Here is a 21,692-nt window from a genome sequence, read left to right on the forward strand (position 1 = left end):
GAGTCGTGGCCGAACTGCTGCACCGTCTGGGATCGTTTGCCGCACGCCGGGCCTGGACCGTGATCGTGAGCTGGTTCGTCATCCTCGGCATCGCCGTCGGCGGCTTCCTCGTCGGGTTCGCGGGGCTGAGTTCCAGCTTCGACATCCCCGGAACGGCGTCGGGCGACGTCATCGCCGAGCTCGAGGAACAGCTGCCTGCTTTCAGCGGCGCCTCGGGCATCGTCGTCTTCCACACCGAGGACGGCGCCGCATTCACCGACGAGCAGCGCGCCGACATCGCGGAGCTCGCGGAATCGGGCCGCGACCTCCCCGACGTGTCGGACGTGATCGACCCCTTCGCGACCGATCAGCAGCTCGCCGACCAGCGCCAGCAGGTCGAGGACGGCCGGACGCAGCTCACGGATGCGCGAGAGCAGGCGGAAGCGGGTCAGGAACAGCTCGAAGCCGGTCAGACGCAGCTCGACGCGGGACAGACGCAGCTCGATGCAGCGCGGGCTCAACTCGAGGACGCGGGATTGCCGACGACCGCGCTCGACGCTCAGCAGGCCGAACTGGACGCGCAGCAGAGCATCATCGATGACCAGCGTCAGAAGCTGACGGACGGCCTGGCCACGATCGATGAGAACGAGGCCGAGCTCGAACGCGGTGCCGAACTGCTCTCGTTCGCCGACGGCATCCGCGTCGTCTCGGAAGACGGAGCCACCGCGATTGTCAACGTGCAGTTCTCCGAGCCGCGGCTCGAACTCGCACAGGAGTCGAAGGATGCCGTGATCGAGCACTTCGAGTCCGAGCCGATCGAGGGTGTCGAGGTGGCCTTCTCGACCGACATCTCGCAGGGTGTGCCCGAGATCCTGGGTGTGGGCGAAGTCGTCGGCGTCGCCGTTGCCGCGATCGTCCTGGTCGTGGTGCTCGGATCACTCCTCGCCGCCGCATTCCCGATCGTGACCGCGCTGGTCGGCGTGGCGATCGGTGCCATGGCAACGCTGGCATTCTCAGGCGTCGTGCAGATGGCATCCGTGACCCCGATCCTCGGCGTGATGCTCGGGCTTGCGGTGGGCATCGACTACTCGCTCTTCATCATCTATCGACACAGGCGGCAGCTGCTCGAGGGCGCAGACGTCCACGAGTCGATCGGACTGGCCAACGGCACCGCCGGCAACGCCGTCGTGTTCGCGGGGGCGACCGTCATCGTCGCGCTGCTGGCGCTCAACATCACGGGTGTTCCTTTCCTCGGTGTCATGGGAACCGCGGGCGCCGTGAGCGTCGCGGTGGCCGTGCTCATCGCGGTGTCGCTGACCCCTGCGCTGTTGGGGCTCGCGAAGTACCGGATCCTGAGCAAGCGGGCTGTGGCGCGTGCGCGCGCGGCGAATCCGGATGCTGTGGCCGAACGATCCCGGTCCGTCCGGCCCATGTCGACGCTGCGTGCCGTGCTCACCGTCGTCGTCGCGACCATCGCTCTGCTCGTCGTTGCGATTCCGGCGCTGTCGATGCGTCTCGGCCTGCCCGACGGTGGGTCGGAGGCGGCGGACTCGTCGGCCTACCGCGCCTTCACGCTCACCGACGAAGCTTTCGGGGCCGGTGCCAACGGTCCGTTGCTGGTCACGGCATCCCTCCCGGCCGGGCTCGACGATGCCGGGGCCCTCGATGCGCAGTTGCTCGTGGCCCGCGAACTCGCCGCGCAAGAGGACGTCGTTTCGGTCGCGCCCGTCGCGCTGTCGGACGACAACCGCCTCACCGCCTTCCAGGTCATTCCCGCCGAGGGGCCGAGCAGCGTCTCGACCGAGACGCTCGTGCGTGAGTTGCGCGACCTCCCCACGATCGACGGCGACATCACTCTCGGCGTCGCCGGGCAGGCCGCGATCAACATCGACATCTCGGAGGGCCTGGCGGACGTCCTTCCGCTCTACCTGCTCGTGGTGGTCGGCCTCTCGTTCCTGATCATGATGATGGTGTTCCGCTCGCTCCTCGTGCCGCTGATCGCGACCGCTGGATTCGTGCTGTCCCTCTTCGCCACGTATGGCGCCGTGACCGCGGTCTTCCAATGGGGATGGCTCGGCGAGCTTCTCGGGGTTCATAACCCGGGACCCATCCTGAGCTTCCTCCCCGTGATCCTCGTCGGCATCCTGTTCGGCCTCGCGATGGACTATCAGCTCTTCCTCGCATCCGGCATGCGCGAGGCCTGGGCGCACGGGGCCCCCGCGCGGCTCGCGGTGGCACAGGGGTTCCGCGCCGGGCGGACGGTCGTGACGGCGGCGGCCCTCATCATGGTCGCGGTGTTCTCGGGCTTCATCACCTCGGAGTCGGTCATCATCAAATCGATGGGCCTGGGGCTTGCCCTCGGCGTGCTGTTCGACGCGTTCATCGTGCGGATGCTGCTGATGCCCGCGCTCATGCACCTGCTCGGTCAGTCGGCCTGGTGGTTGCCGCGCTGGCTCGATCGCATCGTGCCGAACGTCGATGTGGAGGGCTCGGCCCTCGAGCGCAGGCATCCGGTGCATCACGCGGCTGACGCCGGTCACTGAGCCCTCGGCCGCTGGGCCCACCCGGCCGCTGGGCCCACCCGGCCGCTGAGCCCGGTCGGTCGCGACCTGTTGTGCCAACGCGAGCGGACGCAACACGCCGTGTGTCGTCGAATGGTGCGGCGTGTTGCGTCCGTTCGCGGGCATCAAGCCGTCGAGCCGCCGCTAACGCAGGACTCCGTCCGCATCCAGCCGCAGCTTGGCCGTCAGGTCGAGGCCCTCGAGGAACGCGCGGTCGTGGCTCACCACGATCAGCGCCCCGCGATAGGCGGACAGCGCCTGCGTCAGCTGACCGACGCTCGGGATGTCGAGGTTGTTGGTCGGCTCGTCGAGCACCAGCAGCTGCGGGGGAGGCGTGGTGAGCAGGACTGTCGCGAGTGCCGCGCGGAACCGCTCGCCGCCCGAGAGTGAGCCGACGGGGCGGTCGGCCGCTGGCCCTCGCAGGAGCAGTCGGGCGAGCTGGTTGCGCAGCTCGCCGGCGGGCACACCGGGGGCGGCGGTCTGGACGTTCTCGAGCGCGCTCCGAGCATCGTCCAACCCGTCGAGGCGTTGGGAGAGGTACCCGACGCGTTCAACGAGCGCCTCGGCACGCGCCCGCGCGACGTGAGAGGGAGCGTGTGCGGACGGATGGCCCGAAGCATCCGTTCCGCGCAACAGGCCCCGCAGCAGCGTGGTCTTACCGACGCCGTTCGGGCCCGTCAGGGCGATGCGCTCGGGGCCTTGCACGAGCACCTCACGCCCGTCGCCGCCGACGAGACGGGCGATGCGCCGCGTGCGCGGCACGCCGGGGTCGGGCAGCTGGATCGAGATGCGGTCGTCCTCGCGTACCCGCGAGCCCGCCGCATCGACCGCCTCGCGCGCGCTCTGAATCTTGTAATCGAGGATGCCGCGCCGGTTGCCCTGCGCCTTCTCGGCGGAGTTGCGGCGGTCGTTCACGACTGCCTTAACATACTTGCGGTTCGAGGCATCCTTCCGGCCCTGCCGCTCGCTGTGCGCGATCTTCTCCTCGGCTTGCACGCGCTGCCGCTTCTCGGTCTTGAGGGTCTGCTCGGCCGCTCGGAGGGCGCGCTCGGCCGCCTCCTGCTCGGCCTCGACGTGCTCCCGATAGGCGCTGTAGGGGCCCCCGTAGACCGAGAGGGACCCGGCGCGCAGTTCGGCCGTGCTGTCCATGAGCTCGAGCAGGGCTGTGTCGTGGCTCACGACGATGAGGGTGCCGCGCCATCCGCTGACCAGCTCGTACGCGCGCTCGCGCGCTTCGCCGTCGAGATTGTTGGTCGGCTCGTCGAGCAGGGCGATGTCGGCGCGGCGCAGTGAGACGTCGACGAGCGCAGTCAGCATCGTCTCTCCGCCCGACAGTGTGTTGGCGGCACGGTCGAGGTCTTCGACGTTGATCCCCGCGGCAGCGAGTGCCGCGATCGATCGTGCCTCGACATCCCAATCGTCGCCGACCAGATCGAACAGGTGCTGCTCGATCGTGCCGCCCTCGATCGCGCGGATAGCATCGCGGGTGTCTCGCACACCCAGCAGGTCGGCGACGGTGTTGTGCGGTCTGAGTGTCAGGTTCTGCGGCAGATAGTCGACGACGCCGTTGGCGGTGACGCTACCGCCCGTCGGCGAGAGGTCTCCCGCGATGATGCGCAGGAGCGTGGACTTGCCGACACCGTTCAGGCCGACGAGGCCCGTGCGGCCGCGGTCGAAGGCGCCCGAGACGTGATCGATGGCGGGGGAACCATCGGGCCAGGCGAAGGTGAGGTCGTGAAGCACGACGGAAGGACGAAAAGCGGGCATGCGGATCTCCGGGTTGTGTCAGGGGTGCTGACACGAGAGACGCAAGGGTGCGCGAGTCGGTCAGCGATGTACGCCGGAACCGATACCCGCCATGACCCGTCCTTCGATTCGCTCCTTCTCACACGCGGCCGGAGTGCCGCAGGAGCGCGGCAGCCAGTCTGCCACACCTCGTCGCGGTCCGGACGCGGGCAACGGATGCCGCAGGTCCCACCCGCGATACCGTCGCCGTCAAGCCCCTCGCGTGAGGGCACGGTCAGAGCGAAGGTGAACACATGAACACTCAGGATGACAAGTTCGACGGACCCGCCGGTAAGCCGAGCCAGGCCGAGGGCGCTGATCCCGACCGGCCCGAAGGGTCGCAAGCATCGGAGCCGCTGCCGGCCGAGGGGCATCCCTCTCCCGCAGACGGCGGCGAACTCGACGAATAAGGTCGGGGTTCCGGCCCGCGCCGACGCTCGAACGGACGCAACACGCCGTGCCGCTCCGCGCGAGACGGCGTGTTGCGTCCGTTCGAGGCGAGGGGAAACCGGATGTGCGGCGTTGCGTCGAGGTGAGGGGAAACCGGATGCGCGGCGCTGCGTCGGGGGTGGACCCCGGCTACATCGCGGCGCCGGTGTAGGAGTACTTCACGAAGACCTCCGACGCGATGCCGGCTTCGTCGAGCACGCCCTGTACGGCCGTCAGCATGTACCTCGAGTCCCACCCCATGTACAAGAACGTCGACTGGTCGAGCGCATCCCACTGCCCGTTCCACGCCTGCTCGGGATAGAGCGGGCCACCGCGTCGGGCGCTGAAGGCAACGACGTGCTCGCGACCGTCGGCCCAGAGGCGCTTGAAGATGCGGTTGAAGAGGTACTTGATGTCGTAGACCTCCCAGTGCTCGCCGCGGTACTCGACGTACTCGAACTCGCGCTCCCACCCGCGCGGCCAGCCGCGGCGGCGCACCGCGTCGAGGATCGGCGTGAGCCCGTCATCGTCGATAGCGATCACCTGCGGTCGCGCCCAGATGTCGACGAACGCCTCGGTCAGCGCCGCGGTGCGGGCGGTGATCGCGGCGGTACCCCACGCGGGTGTGTCCGCGATCGCCGTCGTGAGCGCCAGACGGCTCTTCGGATAGAGCACGTCGCGCTTTTCGGGGAAGGATGCGTCGAACCCGCGCTCGGCGAGGCCCGTCTCGATCAGCGTCAGGTTGCCGAGGGTCGGGGCGAGGGCGCGGTGGCTGTTCTGCTCGTCCTCGGTGTAGTCGGCCCAGGCGCGCTCGCCGTCGCCCGTCCAGGTATCGGCGGGGGCGAGAGGGAAGACATGCTCGATCTCCAGCCCGTCGCCGTCGAGCCCACCCGCGCTCTCGACACCCGCCAGTCGCCCGAGGACGTAGGCGGCGTGGGGGAGAGCGCCGTACTTGAGTTCAACACGAACGCGCTCGTTCGACGGCATGATGCGCGCGATGGCCCGGACCAGGGCATCCGGTCCATCCTCACGCGCACGGCAGAGGCGGGCGACCAGTCGGTCGTTCGACAGACCCGAGATCGTCCGCCGCAGCAGCAGCGACTGGATGCTCTCGAGTGTCGCGATCAGTTCGGCGCGGTCGGTCACGCCGAGCGCGTAGTCGCGGTACGCGCGCATGACGAGCGGATACATGCCGCGCCCGAAGGTGTTGACATATCCCAGCTGGCGGCCGATTTCGGCATCCGGTTCCTGCGACGGATCGAGCAGGATGCGATAGATGTCGGAGTAGTCGCGCCACTCTGCGGCATCCGTCCGGAGTGTGTCGAGGTCCATGCGGGGGAAGCGTTGACGGAAGGCGTCGTACACGCTCCGCTCGCCCGCGACGGCGACCTCTCGGCCCGTCGTCATGACGAGCAAGTGGCGCCAGAAGCTCGCGATCGCCTCACCCGTGTTGCGCTCGATCGGGACCCAGTAGGCATCCTCGATCTCGCTCTGTTGGGCGTGTGAGAGGCCCATGAGCACGTAGTTGTGGATCAGCTCGTGGTCGCGCAGCGGCTCGCCCGTGGAGTTCAGGCTCTCGAAGATCTGCTGCGCGTTCGCGCCCGACCCGAGCGTGATGGCGACGTGCTCGAGCTTTTGGAGTCCGCGCCAGATGCGGGGAACCTCGTCGCGGCGGACCTGGCTGCGGAAGAACGCGTAGTTGTCGTCGAATCGCGACTCGCGGTACGCGTCCTCGGTCTCGGGATGCTCGGTTCCGCCACGGTCGAGAACGACGCTCTCGAACACGCGGGCCCACGCGCTGTGCGGACGCAGCTTGGTGCGGGTGGGCTGGGTGTGGTCGGGGTCATCCGCCCGCACGAGCACGCGCTCGAGCTCGGCCGCGAGGGCGGGGTCGTCGTCCTTGACGGTGTGGTGCAGGGCCGCGACGAGCAGCATGAGCGTCGTGATGCGCTGCTGTCCGTCGATCAGCACGAGCTCGCCCGCGGTGCCGGAGGCATCAGGATCCGCGGCTGCGGTCGAGAGGATGGAGCCGATGAAGTGCATGCTGCGGTCGTCGAGGTCGGCGACGGCACGGATGTCGCCGAGCAGCTGCTCGCACCCGCCGATGTCCCAGCGGTACCGGCGCTGGTAGACGGGGACGACGATCGTGGTGTCGGGCGCCGACAGCCAGGCGACCGTGTTGACCGCGACCGCGTCGACGTTGGTGGCACTGCCCATGTCTTGCTTCGCCCCCTGATGCCTCGGAACCGCGGGGGCGAACCACCCGCGCGGTCCAGTCTAGGCATCCGTTCCACCCGCTCCGTTATTCACGGCCGGGGCTCCGGAGCGCGTTCAGGAGCCGGAGGTAGGCTTGCCTAAGTTGGGCCTGTTAAAACGTGCTGGCCCTCTGACGAAAGGCATGTCACCTTATGGGTTACATCAAATCCGCAGCGCTCGAAGAGACCGGCTATGTGGTGCTCGATTCCTACAACCAGGAGCTCGACCCCAAAGAGTGGCTCGACATCGAGTACAACGACTGGAAGTCCTCGGGCGACACGCGCTTCGCGCCCCTGGCCAGCGCCTTCGGCGACATCGAGTGCAACGGCTTCTGGAACCACAAGCCGCCGCGCACCGACAAGGACGGCGTCTGGATCGACTCGCAGACCAAGAAGGCGCCCAACCTCACGCGTCGCGCCATGGAGCCGGGCGCGAACGTCGGCCGCTGCCGCGTGATCGAGCTGCAGCCGAACACCTACGCCGACTGCCTCTACAACCTGCACCAGGACGACAACAACCGTCTGAACCCGGATGGCACGGGCTGGGTCGTCCGCGGATTCTTCAACCTCACCGACGACAAGACGAGCTACTTCGTGCTGCGCGACAACCGCACCGACCCCGAGGGTGAGGTGCGCATCGCCCTGCCTGCCGGCGCTCAGCTGATCGTCGACACGCAGCGTCTGTGGCACGCCGCCACCCACCCGGGCACTGAGCCGCGCTACTGCCTGATCACCTCGTGGACGTCGGGCCCCGAGCTCGACGCCTACATCGAGAAGTACAACGGCAAGCCGCACGTGCCGAACTTCGAGGTTCCGCAGGACGAGCTCGACGCCGGCCAGGCCGAGCAGACCCGCCGCCTCGCGGCGCGCGCCGCGTTCTACGCCGCGAAGGGTCAGGCCGAGAAGGTCGCGATGAGCGAGGCCTGAGCTCCGCGCATCCGTTCTGCCGCGCCGAAACACCCCACGCGCGACGAAACACCCCTCGGCATCGGGTTTCTCGATGCACGAGGGGTGTTTCGCTGTGCGGGACCGGACCGGGCCGGGCCGGACCGGGGCGGCGGGTTGCGGCGGACGGGACCGGATGCCCGAGCCCGGGCCTACTCGTAGCGGAGGGACTCGACCGGGTCGGCGCTCGCGGCGCGAGCCGCGGGCAGGGTGCCGGCCAAGAACGCGATGCCCATCACGATCAGGATGACCGTCGCGATCGAGATCGGGTCGAACGCCAAGAGCGTCAGGCCCGGCAGATCGGCGAGGAGCGTGTCGGCCAGAGCCGAACTCAGCGCCGTGCCGACGATGATCGCGACGGCGGCTCCGATCGCGCTTCCCAGGAAGCCCAGGAACACGGCTTCGAGGCTGAACAGGCTGAACACGCGGCCCGACCCCATGCCCATGGCCTTCATGAGTCCGATCTCGCGCGTGCGTTCCTGCACCGACATGTAGAGCGTGTTGACGATGCCGAAGCTCGCCGCGAGCAGCGCGATGATCGCGAACGCGTTCAGCACCAGCACGATGCCGTCGATGATCGCGGTGAAGGTGCCGAGCTGGTCCGCGACGGTCGTGCCCGTGTAGCCCTCATCCGCGAGACGATCTTTCAGCGCGTCGATCTCTTCGATCGTGGCGTTCGGGTCGAAGAAGACGCTGGCCTGCGCGAAGCGCTCCTGCTCGGCGGCGGGCACCCCGATGTTCTGGAACTCGACGAGCGCGTCCGTGAGCGCCTGGTTGGGGGTCACGGTCGTGGTCGGACCCGCGAACGCCTGTTCGGAAACTCCCGTGACGGTGGCTTCGACCGTGTGCGACCGGCGTTCGGCATCCGTGATCCCGAACGTCACGGTCTGCCCGATCGCCGACTCGGCATCGTGGAACCCGAGCGGCTCGACCAGCGACAGGGGGAGGGTGACCTCGGGGGTGCCCGAGGAGTCATCCGGTTCCGATCCGGCGGCCAGCTGGATGGTCTGGCCCGCCACCAAGCGACCGACGCCCGTCACGTACGGCGTGCCGTCGTCGAACTGCACGTAATCGGCATTCACCGAGATGGTCGGTTCGACGCGCAGAACGCCGTCGATCGCGGCCAGCGCGTCGAGGTCGGTCTGGTCGAGGGCGACGACGGTGCTGCCGGGCGGGGCGGTGGGGCCTGCGGCGATCGCGTCGGGGTTGTATTCGATCGGCCCGCCGCCGGCTGCCACACCCGCCCCCGAGGGTTGCGTGACCGTCATCACATCCGTCGCGCCGATCGAGCTGACGGTGTCGTCGATGTAGCGGTTGATGCCGGTGCCGAGCCCGTTCGTCAGCACGAGGGTGAACGCTCCGACGAAGATCGCGAGGATCGTGAGGGTCGTCCGGACCTTCGATCGGAAGGTCTGCGAGATGGCCGTGGTGATGAGGTCCGAGGTGTTCATGCCGCCACCGCCTCGTCCGCGACGATCAGGCCGTCTCGGATCAGGATGCGCCGGTCACAGCGCGCCGCCAGGTCTTCGTCGTGGGTGACGACGATCAGCGTGATGCCGTGCTCGCGGTTGAGCCCGAACAGGATGTCTTCGACGACCGCGCCGGTGGCGGTGTCGAGGTTTCCGGTCGGTTCGTCGGCGAAGATGACGCGCGGGTTGTTGACGAGAGCGCGCGCGATGACGGTGCGCTGCTTCTGGCCACCCGAGAGGTCGAGGGCCTTGTTGCGGGCCTTGTCGTCGAGCTCCAGCTGAGCGAGGGCGGCGAGCCCCCGGCGCTTGCGCTCGCGACGGCCGACCCCGGCGATCTTCATCGGCAGCATGACGTTGTCGAGCACGGTCGTGCCGGACGTGAGGAAGAACTGCTGGAACACGAACCCGAACGTGCGGTTGCGGGTGCGGTTGAGGGCCCGTCCCCGGAGGGTCCGGGTGTCGGTGCCCTCGAGGTCGATGCGTCCGCTCGTCGGCTGGTCGAGGAGCGCGAGCAGGTGCATGAGGGTCGATTTGCCCGACCCGCTCTTGCCGACGATCGCGACGCTCTCGCCCGCACGAATGTCGAGGCTGACACCGCGGAGGGCATCGAAGCGGTTGGCGCCGCGTCCGTAGGACTTGTGGACGTCGGTGACCGAAATCAGTGGGGCGGTCATGTGTGTGCCCTTCGGGTGTGGGGAGTCATATACCCAGAGTCATCGGCGGCCGTCGCTTGCGCGTCCTCCGAGCGGATGCATCCGTCTACCGCGTTCGCGGTACGGGACCTGCCACGAGGGGACGACGCGTGCGGCCCATGCGCGCGGCACACTGGTGTGATGAGACCCATGGAGTACGACGGGGCGTGGGCGATGCCGCATCACCACCCACCCGCGTGGGTTGGCGATCTCATCGCGGCCGCATTGATCGTGGTGGCTGCGCTCGTGCCGTTTCCTGCTCACGAGTTCCGCGCCGACAGCCCGCTCGTGGTGGTCGTCGCGCTGCTCCCCGCGGTGCTGCTGCCGCTGCGGCGGCGTTGGCCGTTGTCGATCCTCGCCGCCTGCCTGGGGTGCTTCGGCATCGCGGCGCTGCTCGGCACCATCGGTCCGGGTCTCGTACTCGCCGCCGCGATCGCCATGTTCGGCGTCGCGAACCGCTCGACCCGGCGGCGGACGCTCATCACGATGGCGGTTGCGGTCCCCGGCATCGTTCTGCTGAGCGCACTCGCCGCGATCGGCGACGTTTTCGACCCCCGCACCGTCCAGTTCGCTTTCGTGGTGGCGTTCGCGGCCGCGGCGGGGGATGCGACCCGCTCGCGGCGCGAGTACATCAGCGAGATGACGGAGCGGGCTCTGCGCGCCGAGAAGACGCGTGAGGTCGAGGCGCAGCGTCAGATCACCGAGGAGCGCTTGCGCATCGCGCGCGACCTGCACGATGCCGTTGCGCATCAGATCTCGGTCATCAGCCTGAACGCGGGCGTGGCATCGACATCGCTCGAGACACGTCCCGAGAAGACGCGCGAGGCGCTCGCCAGCATCCGACGCGCCTCACGCGCGGTCTTGGCAGAGATCGGCGATCTGCTCGAGATGCTGCGGGCCGATGAAGGCGGCGAGGACGGGACATCCGTTCGTCCTCCTCAACCGGGACTCGAGCGGCTGGACGACCTGGTCGCGCGGTTTCAGGACACCGGCCTCGAGGTGGGGGTGCGCCGAGAGGGCGACCTGACGGCCGTGCCGGTGCCGCTCCAGCGGATCGCATACCGCGTTGTGCAGGAAGGGCTGACGAATGCTCATAAGCACGGGGCTCTGCACCGCGCCCACGTCCTGCTCGAGGCGGGGCCCGACGCGTTGCTGGTCGTCGTGACGAACCCCGTCCGGGATGACCAGGCCGCGGATCCCGAATCACGGGCCGGCCATGGGCTCACCGGTCTGCGCGAGCGCGTGGCGGCGGTCCGCGGTTCTGTCCGGGCGGGCTCGACCCCCGGCGGGTACCGACTTGCGGCAAGCCTGCCCCTGACGAAACCCGCGGAGAACGGCGCGACATGACAAGGGTTTTGATCGTGGACGACCAGTCCCTCATCCGTTCGGCGGTGCGCGACCTGCTCGAGAACGCCGACGACATGATCGTCCTCGGCGAGGCCGCCGACGGCGCCGTGGCCATCACGATGTCTACCGAGCTGAAGCCTGACGTGGTGTTGATGGACATTCGGATGCCTCAGGTCGATGGCATCGCGGCCACCGAGGCGATCTGCTCCGACCCGACGCTCGCCGAGACCCGCGTGCTCATCCTCACGACGTTCGAGGAGGACGAATACCTCGTCGCGGCGTTGCGAGCGGGGGCGAGCGGGTTCATCGGCAAGGGTGCCGAGCCCGAAGAGATCGTGCGGGCCGTCCGCGCCGTGCACGCGGGGGATGCCCTGCTCTCGCCGACCGCGACCCGAGCCCTGATCACCCGCTACGTGCTGCCCTCGCGTCAGCCCGCGGCGGTGGGCGTCGTGCCGCCCGAGCTGGCGCACCTGACCGAGCGGGAGCGCGAGGTTCTGCTGCTGGTCGCGCGGGGTCGCTCGAATCAGGACATTGCGGACGAGCTGTTCATATCGCCACACACCGCGAAGACGCACGTCAACCGCATCATGACCAAGCTCTACGCCCACGACCGAGCGCAACTCGTGATCGTGGCCTACGAGAGCGGGCTGCTCGCCCCGGGAGCGTGAGGCCGTCCCCCTCAGCGAAACACCCCTCGCGCGTCGAAACACCCTGTGGCATGTGGTGTCTCGACGCACGAGAGGTGTCTCGCTGTACGGGTGGGGCGGGGCGGGATGGAGCGGGGCGGGATAGGGCGGGACGGGCGGGGCGGGATCGGGAGGGACGGATAGGGCGAGACGGGCCCGTCCGCCGCGGGGGCGCCGATAATGGAGACATGACGCCCAGGGCGCCGGGCGGCGACGATGCCGACCCCGACGAGCGCGATGCCGACCTCAGCGCCCGCGATGCGGAGCTGCGGGAGTTGCGACTGCGGGCCTACGGTCCCGACGCCGACATCGACTCGGATCCCGTCGCGGTCGCGCGGCTGCGTGAACTCGAGGGCATGCGTCGCCAAGCGCCCTCGCCATCCTCCGTGGGTTGGATCGCCGTGCCACCCGTTCCGCCACGCCCGCCGCTGCCGGTGCCGCGATTCGCGGACGGCGACGCTGCACCGAGTGCTAGCGATCCCCATAAGCCGGATGCTTCGGCCCCCGCATCCGCCGCCCCCGCATCCACCGCGCCCGCCGCACCGCCCGCACGGTCGTGGGCACGGCGCCTCGGGCGGTGGTCGCGCAACCCGCGCGCCCTCGCCATCGCCGCCGTCGGGCTCGTCGTGGTGCTCGTCCTCGCGATCGTGCCGGGCCTGTTCACCGATCGCGCGGATGCATCTCTGCGGGTCGATCCTCAGTACGCCGATGAGCAGCTCAGCACCGACTACCGCCTCTTCCTGCGTCAGATCGGCGCCGACATGGAGGACTTCACCCGGTTCGAGGACTTCGCGGGGCTGCAGGTGTGGGGTACCACGGACGCACCGGTGCGGTGCGTTCTGGTGTCGGACGGCCCCCAAGACGTCCGCGCGCTCAGCTGCGTTCCGAGGGGACTCGATCCGGTCGCCGACATGATGGTCTACCCCGGATCGCCCGTCCCCGGCGACGTGGAGGAGCGCTACCCGGACGCGGGTGACGGCACAGCGGTGCGCTTCACCCTGCGTGGGGACAGCGTCGAGGTCCGTGTGGTTCTGGCCGACTCGGAGTTCGAACTCTCCTAGGTCCATCGCGGACGCACCCGCGCGTGGATTCGGGGGGTCTTCGGGCGCGACCCGTGGACAACACTCCGGAGGGATCGCCGCGCCGGGCCCGATTTACGTCGCCAGAGGCACCCCGGGCAACATTCGACCGGAGTTGTGTCCAGTCGGCCGCGACCCCGTTGCGAATCACTCTTGTTTTATGTTGTTTTGAGTTGTATTGTGTGGGAAACGCCAACGGGGGTTAGTTATGTACGCAACGGAGCGCCAGATCGCGATTGAGCGCCGGCTCTCGTCTGAAGGCCGTGTTTCCGTCGTCGACCTCGCCCGCACGTTCGACGTCACCACCGAGACCGTTCGGCGCGACCTCGACGCCCTCGAACGCGCCGGAGCTCTCCGGCGCGTGCACGGGGGAGCGGTGGCGCTGGATCGTTCGAGCACGGTGGAGATCGCCGTCGCCGAGCGCGGTCTGCAGCGCGGCGACGAGAAGGCTGACATCGCCACGCGCGCCCTCGCCGCCATACCCACCGGGTTTCGCGGTTCGGTGTTCGTCGACGCCGGCACGACGACCGCGGCTTTCGCCCGCGCGCTCGGCGATCACCTGCGTGCTGTCGGCGCGACGGCCGAGGTCGTCACGCACTCCGTCCCCATCGCGGCCGAACTCGGTGCGCGCGGAGACCTCGCGCTCTCCGTCATCGGCGGACGCGTCCGCGGGCTGACCGCCGCGGCAGTCGGTTCGTCGACCGTCCGCGCGATCGAGTCCCTGCGCCCCGACGTCGCGATCATCGGCACCAACGGGCTCGCGGCGCCGTTCGGCCTCAGCACACCCGACCCCGAAGAAGCCGCGGTCAAGCAGGCCATCGTCGAATCGGCCCGCCGGGTGATCGTGCTCGCCGACTCGAGCAAGGCCGGACAGGAGTACCTCGTGCGTTTCGCCCGACTGGACGACATCGATGTGGTCGTGACAGATGCCCCGCTGCCGGCCGACCTCGCCGACGCCCTGGCTGTTGCGGGCGCGGAGGTGTGGCTGCCGTGATCGTCACCCTGACCGCCCACCCCGCCCTCGACCGTTCGATTGCCCTCGAGGCCGCGCTCCGGCCGGGCGATGTGCAGCCCGGAACACCAGGGCGTGAGGATGCCGGGGGCAAGGGCATCAACGTCGCCCGGGCCATAAAGGCCGCCGGTCACGAGGCACTGGCCGTGCTGCCGCTCGCGTCCGAAGACCCGTATGCGGCGATCCTCGCGGCCACCGGCACCTGCGCGTATGTCGTGCCGATCGAGGGTCACGCCCGCGTCAACCTCACTCTGACCGACCCGACGGGTGAGACGACGAAGATCAATATGCCGGGCGCCGTGCTCTCACCCGCCGAGGCTGCGCAGATGGTCCAGACCGTCGCCGCCGCGTGCGACGGGGCCGAGTGGCTCGTGCTGGCGGGCTCGCTTCCGCCGGGTGTGGAGGATGACTTCTACGTCGACGTGATCGACGCCGTCCGGGAGCGCTGGGGTGCGCATGCTCCGCGCATCGCGGTCGACACGTCCGGCCCGGCCCTCGCGGCGGTGGTCGAGCGGGGCCACCCCGACCTGATCAAGCCGAACGAGGACGAACTCGCCGAGCTCGCCGCCGTGACGCTCGAGACCACAGCCGACTCATCCGACCTGATTCACCGCGTCGTCGAGCTGGCGCGCTCGTTCGTGCCGGATCGAGTCGGGTCCGCTTTGGTCACGCTCGGTGGTGATGGCGCGGTGCTGATCGACGCCGACGGCGCCTGGGCGGGCACCCCGCCTCCCATCACGCTCGTCAGCACGGTCGGCGCGGGCGACAGCTCGCTCGCCGGGTTCGTGCTGGGCGACGTCGACGGGCTCGATGCGCCGGGGCGGTTGCGCCGGGCGATCCAGTACGGAGCGGCCGCGGCATCCCTTCCCGGCTCTCAAGCCCCCACACCCGCAGATCTTCCCCCGGGACACGTCGACATTGCTCGAATCAATGTCGTCGCGTGGTGTCCGGATCCCCCTGAACAGCACTCTTCGTACTACCGGCCATAGGAGGTCACGCAATGTCAGAAGCAGGCACACCACAGCCAGCGACCATCACCCCCGAGCTCGTCAGCCTCGACGTCGCTCTCGGGCTCGACAAGGCCGCGGTCATCCGCGCCCTGGCCGAGCGCGTCGCCGCGCAGGGCCGCGCGACCGACGCAGGCGCGTTGTTCGACGCCGCCTGGGCGCGCGAGCAGACCGACGAGACCGGCCTGCCGGGCGGGATCGCGATCCCGCACGCCAAGACCGCGGCCGTCACCGTCCCCTCGCTCGCCTTCGCGCGGTTGACGCCCGGCGTCGACTTCGGGGCCGAGGACGGACCCGCCGACCTCGTCTTTCTGATCGCCGCTCCCGCGGACGCCGCCGAGGCACACCTCGCGGTGCTCTCGAAGCTCGCGCGCAACCTCATGCAGGACGACTTCACGTCGGCGCTGCGCGCGGCGAAGTCCGACGCCGAGGTCGTTTCGATCGTCCGCGTCGCGATCGGCGAAGAGGATGTCCCGGCCCCGGCTGTTGCGCCCGCTGCAACCGATGCGGCCCCGATCGCCGAGCCCGCGGTCGTCGCTCCCGTCACGCCCGAGCACGGTTCCCGCCCGCGCATCGTCGCGGTCACGGCCTGTGCGACCGGCATCGCCCACACCTACATGGCCGCCGACGCCCTCGCGGCCGCGGGTCAGAAGGCCGATGTCGACGTGATCGTCGAGCCTCAGGGCTCGAGCGGCTACAAGGCCATCGACCCGGCGATCATCGCCTCGGCCGACGCCGTGATCTTCGCGGTGGACGTCGACGTGCGCGAGCCCCAGCGGTTCGCCGGCAAGCCGGTCATCCGCACGACGGTCAAGCGCGGAATCGACCACGCCGACGCGCTCGTCGCCGAGGCGGTGGCCGCGGCATCCGATCCGACCGCCGACCGTGTGCCGGCCTCGAACGCCGACGGCTCGGCCGCGACGGCGAGCACCAACACCGCGAACGAGTCGGTCGGGGCGCGCATCAAGCGCTGGCTGCTCACCGGTGTCAGCTACATGATCCCGTTCGTCGCGGGTGGCGGTCTGCTCATCGCGCTCGGTTTCCTGCTCGCCGGGTACGAGGTCACCGACTTCGCGGCGACCGTCATCATCGACAACTCGCTCGTCGATCTGCCCGAGGGTGGGCTGGGGCAGTACCTCGGCTCGGTCGCCTTCATGATCGGTGCGACATCGATGGGCTTCCTCGTGCCGGTGCTCGCGGGCTTCATCGCCTTCGCGATCGCCGACCGGCCGGGTATCGCACCCGGTTTCGTCGCGGGGGCCGTGGCCGGCCTCATGGGAGCCGGCTTCATCGGCGGCATGGTCGGTGGCGTGCTCGCCGGATTCATCGCCTGGTGGATCGGACGCATCCCCGCCCCGCGGTGGCTGCGCGGCCTGATGCCCGTCGTCATCATCCCGCTGGTCGGGTCGATCTTCGCCTCGGGCCTCATGGTGCTGCTGCTCGGTCGCCCGATCGCCCAGCTCGTGATCTGGCTCTCGGACTGGCTGAACAGCCTCACCGGTGCCTCGGCGATCGGCCTCGGCATCATCCTGGGACTCATGATGTGCTTCGACCTGGGTGGCCCGGTCAACAAGGTCGCGTACACGTTCGCGACCGCAGGGCTCGCCGCGGCATCGACCAGCGACATCTACTCGGCTCCGTACCTCATCATGGGTGCCGTCATGTGCGCCGGCATGGTGCCCCCGCTCGCGATGGCGCTCGCCTCGACCGTGCTCGCCCGTCGCCGGTTCTCGCAGGTCGAGCGTGAGAACGGCAAGGCGGCCTGGCTGCTCGGTGCCGCGTTCATCTCGGAAGGTGCGATCCCGTTCGCCGCGGTCGACCCGCTGCGCGTCATCCCGGCCTCGATGCTCGGTGGCGCGGTCACGGGTGCGCTGAGCATGGCGTTTGGCGTCTCGTCGCTCGCCCCGCACGGTGGCATCTTCGTCTTCTTCGCCATCAACCCGATCTGGGGCTTCCTCATCGCCCTGATCGCCGGTGCGGTCGTCGCCGCGTTCGCGGTCGTCGGTCTGAAGACGTGGGTCCGCAAGCGCGAGCCGGTGGCCGAGGTCGCCCCGGCCGGCGCGGTTCCCGTCGCCGCCTTCCAGCCCGCCGCCTGACGCGGCCAGCCGCCCGGACCCGCCCCGTTGCGTCCCACCTTTTCACCCTTCCGCCCGTCGGTTGTGTGAAGGGGTGGGACGCGGCGAGGGCGGGTTCAGTCGTGGTCGCGGCGGTGCACGAGCGAGCTGATCGGCTGCGCGAGGATGAGCAGCAGGAGCGGGTACAGGCTCGTGGCGGGGAAGACGATCGCGATGACGAGCGCGAGTACCCCGAGCGGAACCGACAACCAGTCGGTCCACGAGGTGCGTACGGGGGGAGCATCCGGCCCCCGAAGGCCCCGGCGCACGATGATCTCTTTCTGCAGGCGGATGGCGACGATCGTCGCGAGGATCGTGGCGATGTAGATCGCGGAGCCGAGCGCGGTGTTGTCGGCGGTCTCGACGACCATCACTGTCGGTAGCGGGAGGAATGCGATGGCGGCGACCCAGAGCAGGTTCGCGTTGATGAGAGCGGGCGTGGTGGCGATCACGTCGATGTAGACGCGGTGGTGCATCTTCCAGAACGATGCGATCAGCACGAAGCTGAGCGCGGCCGCGAGCAGGCTCAGGGCGTTGTCGTGGAAGAACGCGGCCGCGGTCTTGGTGTGGTACTCCTGTGCCGCGTCGATGAGCGGCAGGACGATCAGGGTGATGGCGATCGCCACGACGGCGTCGGTGAAGGTGACGAGGCGTTCGACGCCGCGCTCGCGTGATCGGGCGGTCTTCGTGGCGCTGGGCGTATCCATGCCCACATTCTTGCGGCTCCCGCGCCCCAGCCCCGTGCACCACGGGCGCGAGACTTCGCCTCTGTTTCGTTTTCGGGTCGGATACGTGAGAGCGGTGAAGTCTCGCGGATGGCGGGGGTCAGTCCTCGAACGTGACGTCGACCGTGTAGCCGGCCAGGTCTTGGTCGACCGGCAGCTCGAAGGTGGTCGGGCCGAGGTCGGCCGTGCAGGGGCCCTCGGTCTCGCTCGAGATCGACAGCGACACCGTGTCGTCCGTGATGTCGTCGATCTCGGGGATGTTCGGGCAGCTGCCCGAGCCGAGGGTCGTCACGACGAGGTATCCGTCGGTCGCCCAGGCTCGCACCGCGGGTCCCATCCCATCCGTTGACTCTTCGATGCCGGTGACGACGAGTGCCTGGCCGGTGAGGGTGGGTTCGCCACGCACGCCGCCGTGGTCGGGCTCGGACGGTCCGCACGCGCTGAGCGCGAGTGCCGCGACCGCGAGTCCGACCGCGACCAGGGTCGTCCGTCGGATGCGTGCGTGGCGAGGCATCCGATTGCCTTAGATATCGATCGATTCGCCGGGTTCGATGAGCAGGAATTCGCCGTCGTTCTGGGCGGTGGCCCACTGCAGGCGGGCGCGGTGCATGTCGCGTCCGACGACCGAGAGGGTCATGTCGTGGGTGCCGAAGGCGCGGCGGGGCTTGACGGCGAGGACGAAGTCGATGGCGTCGGAGATCTTGAGCCAGGGGGCGCCGAGGGGTGCGGCGAGCACCTTGACGTCGACGCCTTCGGGTACGGCGTAGGAGTCGCCCGGGTAGTAGAGGGCGTCGTTGACGAGTACGCCGACGTTCTGGATCTGGGGGATGGAGCTGTGGATGATCTCGTGTGCGCCGCCGAAGAAGCGGAGGGTGAAGGGTTCGATGACGACGGTGTCGCCGGGTCCGATGACGGTGATGTCGTAGTCGGATGCTGCGGCCGCGACGCCTTCGGGTCCGTAGATGGGGACGCCGGGGGAGGCCTTGCGGATGCGGTCGAGTTGTTCGGGCGTCCAGTGGTCGGGGTGTTCGTGGGTGAGGACGACAGCGACGACTCCCGTGAGGTCCGTGAAGGGGGTGCTGAGCGAGCCCGGGTCGATGATGAGCGAGCGCCCGGCTTCTTCGAGGAGGAGGGCGGCGTGTTCGTTCTTGGTGAGGCGCATCCTTGAAGTCAACCGCTATTGCGAGGCCCTGGGCAAGCGTCGCGCCCCGGCGCGCTCCTGATTTGTCGCCCTCGTTCTGCCGTGGCATACTTGTACGGTTGTCTTGTGAGGCCCCATCGTATAGCGGCCTAGTACGCCGCCCTCTCACGGCGGTAACGCGGGTTCGAATCCCGCTGGGGTCACCAACAAGAAGACCCCCGGTCAGCCGGGGGTTTTCTTGTTCCTGCCGAAAGGCTCGAACGGGCGCTATGCCGCTTTTGGCAACAGATTGGCAACATCTGATTGCATGGCCGCGAGGTTCAGCGCCGTGGCAACACCGTCCAGGTCGTCATCGAACAGGTCGGCGTACACGTCGAGGGTCACCGCGGCCGAGGCGTGCCCGAGCATCCGCTGGACGGCCTTCACGTTCGCGCCGGCGCTGACGGCGAGCGAGGCAGCGGTGTGCCGCAGCTCGTGCGGGGTGAGGCCCTTGATCCCGACCGCCTCGGCCGCGGTGTCGAACCAGCCGACCCGGTAGACGTGGTTGCGAAGCCAGGTGCCGGTGCGGATGCCGTAGAACACCGGGGCGTAGGCCGGGCGCCCGGCGATCTGCGCGCGGAGCAGCCCGACGAGGAACGCCGGGATCGGGATACTGCGGTGCTCGTAGTCCTTCGGCGGCTCGATGCGCTGGTAGCCCTTGTCGGCCACGACGGTCTGCTCGACGGTGAGGCGCGGGTGCTTCGCGTCGAGGTCGAGGTCACGGATGCGGAGCCCGGACAGCTCGCCCCAGCGCAGGCCGCAGTAGGCGAGCACGAGGACGACGAGGCCGTAGCCGTACTCGCGCCCATCCTTCATCTCGTCAATGGCCTGGGCGAGCGCGGCGACCTGATTGTGGGACAGATACCGCTTGCGGGACTTGGTGGGCTTGGGGAGTTTGAGCCGGGCGGCGGGGTTGGACGGCAGGCGCTCGTCCTCGACCGCGAATCGGAGCGAACCGGAGAGGACGTTGACGATCTTGCGGACGGTCGCCGGGGCACCGGGGAGGGCCGAGGCCCACTCCTGCACCCGCAGGCGGGTGAGGTCGCCGATCGGGATCTTCCCCAACTCGGGGACGATGTGCTTGGCGATGATGTTCTCGACCCGGCTGCGGGTCGTCGCCCGGAGGTCGCCGCGGGCGGCGATCCAGGTCTGGAGCCATTCGGCCACGGTCACCCGCGCACGCGACGGGTCGAGGTAGCGGCCCTGGGCGATGTCGACCTCCGTGGTCGCCAGGAACAGCTCGGCGGCCTTCTTGGTGGTGAAGCCGCGCTTCTGCGTCTGCTTCTTGTCCGGGCGTCGGTAGAGCGCCCGGTAGCGACGGCCCTTGGCCGTGTCGTAGGACTCGATGCTTCCCATGACTGGCTCCTACTGCTCCAGCCCCGCGAGGCGCTGCACGTCGATGCGGCGGTAGACGCGCTTGTGCCGGGTGAGCCGAATCGGCTCCACCGGGGCCTGGCCCTCCAGGGCGAGGGTGCGCAGGGTCGTGCGGTGGATGCCGAGCAGCGCCGCTGTCTCCTCCTCGGAGTAGAACAGGCGCTCGGGCTCCCGAGCGTCGAGGGGCGATGCGCTCTGACCCATCACGGCCTCCTTCGCATCTACGATCACAGCCGCGATTGCTGCTGTCGTCTTAGATTAGACCACAACACGCCAATCACAGCAAGAGTTTTAGTTGCTCGTGTCGCTCGGTACACTCGGGATGTGACCGCAGCCCCGCGCAGACCCGGCGATCAGTCCTATGACGGCCTGATCGTCTCGGCCGACCTGCCGGACGGCTGGCATCTGCCGAGCCGGTTCCCCGGCGAGCGCGACGACGACGCCAGCGCGCAGATCGACGCGATCCTGGGCTACAACGATCAGGTGACGACCGAGGCCGACCGGCAGGCGCAGCTCGACTCGGAGCAGAACGAGACGATCGACGGCCGCTGGCGCTACATCGAGCACACAGCCACGGCGACCCGCGTGTTCATCCGGCTCCAGCGCCAGCAGTTCGCCGTGCCCGAGGAGGTGCGCATCACCGGCGTCGTCTACCTCCCGTGGCGGCCGGGCGATCCCGTGTCCAGCCAAGACCTCCGCACCCTGCCGACCGCGCGCATCGAGGCGGCGATCAACGAGCGCCTGTTCGCCATGAAGCGCACGGTGACCATCACCGGCGGGAAGATCGTGCTGCCCTCCGGCCGGAAGATCAGCGAGCGGGATCTGCTCAAGCCGCTCGGGAACCCGAAGCGCACGCCCGACTTCTACGAGCTGGTCGCCCTCCAGTACGGCAAGCTCTCGGCGCAGGGGGACGCGGCGCCTGCTGTCACGATGGCGAAGATCAACGGCGTCGCCCACGCCACCGCGCAGGGCTGGCTCGTGCGCACCCGCTCGCGCGGACTGCTCCCGCCGGGCCGCCGCGGGTAGTCGTCGGGGGAGCGGCGCGCACTTGCC

The 21,692-nt window shown here is 69.1% G+C and carries 19 protein-coding genes and 1 tRNA gene; 11 read left to right on the top strand and 9 right to left on the bottom strand.

Features of this window, described 5'->3' with window-relative positions:
• The first annotated feature begins 5 nt into the window (after positions 1–5).
• Positions 6–2,522, top strand: a complete 2,517-nt coding sequence (locus ACIQ0W_RS10315) for an MMPL family transporter (RefSeq protein WP_396642721.1) — start codon at positions 6–8, stop codon at positions 2,520–2,522.
• 162 nt (positions 2,523–2,684) lie between these two features.
• Here ACIQ0W_RS10315 and ACIQ0W_RS10320 read toward each other — a convergent pair whose 3' ends face one another.
• A complete protein-coding gene (locus tag ACIQ0W_RS10320) occupies positions 2,685–4,307 on the bottom strand; it encodes an ABC-F family ATP-binding cassette domain-containing protein (RefSeq protein WP_396642722.1) in 1,623 nt (540 codons plus the stop codon).
• Positions 4,308–4,579: 272 nt separating this feature from the next.
• Here ACIQ0W_RS10320 and ACIQ0W_RS10325 point away from each other — a divergent pair, with 272 nt between their 5' ends.
• Positions 4,580–4,735, top strand: coding sequence for a hypothetical protein (locus ACIQ0W_RS10325; protein ID WP_157811262.1), 156 nt, complete (start codon positions 4,580–4,582; stop codon positions 4,733–4,735).
• 169 nt (positions 4,736–4,904) lie between these two features.
• Here ACIQ0W_RS10325 and ACIQ0W_RS10330 read toward each other — a convergent pair whose 3' ends face one another.
• The gene (locus ACIQ0W_RS10330; protein WP_396642723.1) at positions 4,905–6,971 is read right to left on the bottom strand and encodes a DUF262 domain-containing protein; all 2,067 of its coding nucleotides are present in this window, start codon (positions 6,969–6,971) and stop codon (positions 4,905–4,907) included.
• 191 nt (positions 6,972–7,162) lie between these two features.
• Here ACIQ0W_RS10330 and ACIQ0W_RS10335 point away from each other — a divergent pair, with 191 nt between their 5' ends.
• Positions 7,163–7,936 (top strand): hypothetical protein, encoded by a 774-nt coding sequence (locus ACIQ0W_RS10335; RefSeq protein ID WP_396642724.1) that lies wholly within the window; start codon positions 7,163–7,165, stop codon positions 7,934–7,936.
• 170 nt (positions 7,937–8,106) lie between these two features.
• On the opposite strand, the gene ACIQ0W_RS10340 is transcribed toward ACIQ0W_RS10335, so the two are convergent.
• Complete coding sequence (locus ACIQ0W_RS10340; RefSeq protein WP_396642725.1) at positions 8,107–9,405, bottom strand: ABC transporter permease; 1,299 nt, start codon at positions 9,403–9,405, stop codon at positions 8,107–8,109.
• Positions 9,402–10,097: an ABC transporter ATP-binding protein gene (locus ACIQ0W_RS10345; RefSeq protein ID WP_396642726.1), complete on the bottom strand. Its 696-nt coding sequence runs from the start codon at positions 10,095–10,097 to the stop codon at positions 9,402–9,404. The genes ACIQ0W_RS10340 and ACIQ0W_RS10345 overlap by 4 nt, the downstream gene beginning before the upstream one ends.
• 159 nt (positions 10,098–10,256) lie before the next feature.
• Between ACIQ0W_RS10345 and ACIQ0W_RS10350 the strand changes: the two genes are divergently transcribed.
• The 6 genes from ACIQ0W_RS10350 (at position 10,257) to ACIQ0W_RS10375 (ending at position 17,342) form a co-directional block, all read left to right on the top strand.
• Positions 10,257–11,462, top strand: coding sequence for a sensor histidine kinase (locus tag ACIQ0W_RS10350; protein ID WP_396642727.1), 1,206 nt, complete (start codon positions 10,257–10,259; stop codon positions 11,460–11,462).
• A complete protein-coding gene (locus ACIQ0W_RS10355; protein WP_396642728.1) occupies positions 11,459–12,130 on the top strand; it encodes a response regulator in 672 nt (223 codons plus the stop codon). The genes ACIQ0W_RS10350 and ACIQ0W_RS10355 overlap by 4 nt, the downstream gene beginning before the upstream one ends.
• A 206-nt stretch (positions 12,131–12,336) precedes the next feature.
• The gene (locus ACIQ0W_RS10360) at positions 12,337–13,209 is read left to right on the top strand and encodes a hypothetical protein (protein ID WP_396642729.1); all 873 of its coding nucleotides are present in this window, start codon (positions 12,337–12,339) and stop codon (positions 13,207–13,209) included.
• Between the two features lie 226 nt (positions 13,210–13,435).
• Positions 13,436–14,221 (top strand): DeoR/GlpR family DNA-binding transcription regulator, encoded by a 786-nt coding sequence (locus ACIQ0W_RS10365; RefSeq protein WP_396642730.1) that lies wholly within the window; start codon positions 13,436–13,438, stop codon positions 14,219–14,221.
• On the top strand, positions 14,218–15,228 hold the full coding sequence (locus ACIQ0W_RS10370; RefSeq protein WP_396642731.1) for a 1-phosphofructokinase family hexose kinase: 1,011 nt from the start codon (positions 14,218–14,220) through the stop codon (positions 15,226–15,228). Before ACIQ0W_RS10365 ends, ACIQ0W_RS10370 begins: the two co-directional genes overlap by 4 nt.
• Positions 15,229–15,239: 11 nt before the next feature.
• Positions 15,240–17,342 carry a fructose-specific PTS transporter subunit EIIC gene (locus ACIQ0W_RS10375; protein ID WP_396642732.1) on the top strand — a complete coding sequence of 701 codons (2,103 nt, stop codon included), beginning with the start codon at positions 15,240–15,242 and terminating at the stop codon, positions 17,340–17,342.
• 95 nt (positions 17,343–17,437) lie between these two features.
• On the opposite strand, the gene ACIQ0W_RS10380 is transcribed toward ACIQ0W_RS10375, so the two are convergent.
• From ACIQ0W_RS10380 to ACIQ0W_RS10390, 3 genes are all read right to left on the bottom strand, one after another.
• A complete protein-coding gene (locus ACIQ0W_RS10380) occupies positions 17,438–18,067 on the bottom strand; it encodes a TMEM175 family protein (protein WP_396642733.1) in 630 nt (209 codons plus the stop codon).
• Between the two features lie 118 nt (positions 18,068–18,185).
• Positions 18,186–18,599 carry a hypothetical protein gene (locus tag ACIQ0W_RS10385; protein WP_396642734.1) on the bottom strand — a complete coding sequence of 138 codons (414 nt, stop codon included), beginning with the start codon at positions 18,597–18,599 and terminating at the stop codon, positions 18,186–18,188.
• A 9-nt stretch (positions 18,600–18,608) separates the two neighbouring features.
• Positions 18,609–19,247, bottom strand: a complete 639-nt coding sequence (locus ACIQ0W_RS10390; protein ID WP_396642735.1) for an MBL fold metallo-hydrolase — start codon at positions 19,245–19,247, stop codon at positions 18,609–18,611.
• A 109-nt stretch (positions 19,248–19,356) separates the two neighbouring features.
• Between ACIQ0W_RS10390 and ACIQ0W_RS10395 the strand changes: the two genes are divergently transcribed.
• A tRNA-Glu gene (locus ACIQ0W_RS10395) sits at positions 19,357–19,432 on the top strand.
• 61 nt (positions 19,433–19,493) lie between these two features.
• On the opposite strand, the gene ACIQ0W_RS10400 is transcribed toward ACIQ0W_RS10395, so the two are convergent.
• A complete protein-coding gene (locus tag ACIQ0W_RS10400) occupies positions 19,494–20,621 on the bottom strand; it encodes a site-specific integrase (RefSeq protein ID WP_195691679.1) in 1,128 nt (375 codons plus the stop codon).
• A gap of 9 nt (positions 20,622–20,630) precedes the next feature.
• A complete protein-coding gene (locus tag ACIQ0W_RS10405; protein WP_195691678.1) occupies positions 20,631–20,843 on the bottom strand; it encodes an AlpA family transcriptional regulator in 213 nt (70 codons plus the stop codon).
• 120 nt (positions 20,844–20,963) lie between these two features.
• Here ACIQ0W_RS10405 and ACIQ0W_RS10410 point away from each other — a divergent pair, with 120 nt between their 5' ends.
• Positions 20,964–21,665, top strand: a complete 702-nt coding sequence (locus tag ACIQ0W_RS10410) for a hypothetical protein (RefSeq protein WP_195691677.1) — start codon at positions 20,964–20,966, stop codon at positions 21,663–21,665.
• Positions 21,666–21,692: the final 27 nt, after the last annotated feature.

The sequence above is a fragment of the Microbacterium sp. genome, from assembly GCF_044340635.1.
Classification (GTDB): Bacteria; Actinomycetota; Actinomycetes; order Actinomycetales; family Microbacteriaceae; genus Microbacterium.

What these genes read in the sequence shown, in the direction of transcription:
- ACIQ0W_RS10320 (WP_396642722.1), bottom strand. Translation starts at nt 4,307, where the DNA reads ATGCCCGCTTTTCGTCCTTCCGTCGTGCTTCACGACCTCACCTTCGCC.
- ACIQ0W_RS10325 (WP_157811262.1), top strand. Translation starts at nt 4,580, where the DNA reads ATGAACACTCAGGATGACAAGTTCGACGGACCCGCCGGTAAGCCGAGC.
- ACIQ0W_RS10330 (WP_396642723.1), bottom strand. Translation starts at nt 6,971, where the DNA reads ATGGGCAGTGCCACCAACGTCGACGCGGTCGCGGTCAACACGGTCGCC.
- ACIQ0W_RS10335 (WP_396642724.1), top strand. Translation starts at nt 7,163, where the DNA reads ATGGGTTACATCAAATCCGCAGCGCTCGAAGAGACCGGCTATGTGGTG.
- ACIQ0W_RS10340 (WP_396642725.1), bottom strand. Translation starts at nt 9,405, where the DNA reads ATGAACACCTCGGACCTCATCACCACGGCCATCTCGCAGACCTTCCGA.
- ACIQ0W_RS10345 (WP_396642726.1), bottom strand. Translation starts at nt 10,097, where the DNA reads ATGACCGCCCCACTGATTTCGGTCACCGACGTCCACAAGTCCTACGGA.
- ACIQ0W_RS10350 (WP_396642727.1), top strand. Translation starts at nt 10,257, where the DNA reads ATGAGACCCATGGAGTACGACGGGGCGTGGGCGATGCCGCATCACCAC.
- ACIQ0W_RS10355 (WP_396642728.1), top strand. Translation starts at nt 11,459, where the DNA reads ATGACAAGGGTTTTGATCGTGGACGACCAGTCCCTCATCCGTTCGGCG.
- ACIQ0W_RS10360 (WP_396642729.1), top strand. Translation starts at nt 12,337, where the DNA reads ATGACGCCCAGGGCGCCGGGCGGCGACGATGCCGACCCCGACGAGCGC.
- ACIQ0W_RS10365 (WP_396642730.1), top strand. Translation starts at nt 13,436, where the DNA reads ATGTACGCAACGGAGCGCCAGATCGCGATTGAGCGCCGGCTCTCGTCT.
- ACIQ0W_RS10375 (WP_396642732.1), top strand. Translation starts at nt 15,240, where the DNA reads ATGTCAGAAGCAGGCACACCACAGCCAGCGACCATCACCCCCGAGCTC.
- ACIQ0W_RS10380 (WP_396642733.1), bottom strand. Translation starts at nt 18,067, where the DNA reads ATGGATACGCCCAGCGCCACGAAGACCGCCCGATCACGCGAGCGCGGC.
- ACIQ0W_RS10385 (WP_396642734.1), bottom strand. Translation starts at nt 18,599, where the DNA reads ATGCCTCGCCACGCACGCATCCGACGGACGACCCTGGTCGCGGTCGGA.
- ACIQ0W_RS10390 (WP_396642735.1), bottom strand. Translation starts at nt 19,247, where the DNA reads ATGCGCCTCACCAAGAACGAACACGCCGCCCTCCTCCTCGAAGAAGCC.
- ACIQ0W_RS10400 (WP_195691679.1), bottom strand. Translation starts at nt 20,621, where the DNA reads ATGGGAAGCATCGAGTCCTACGACACGGCCAAGGGCCGTCGCTACCGG.
- ACIQ0W_RS10405 (WP_195691678.1), bottom strand. Translation starts at nt 20,843, where the DNA reads ATGGGTCAGAGCGCATCGCCCCTCGACGCTCGGGAGCCCGAGCGCCTG.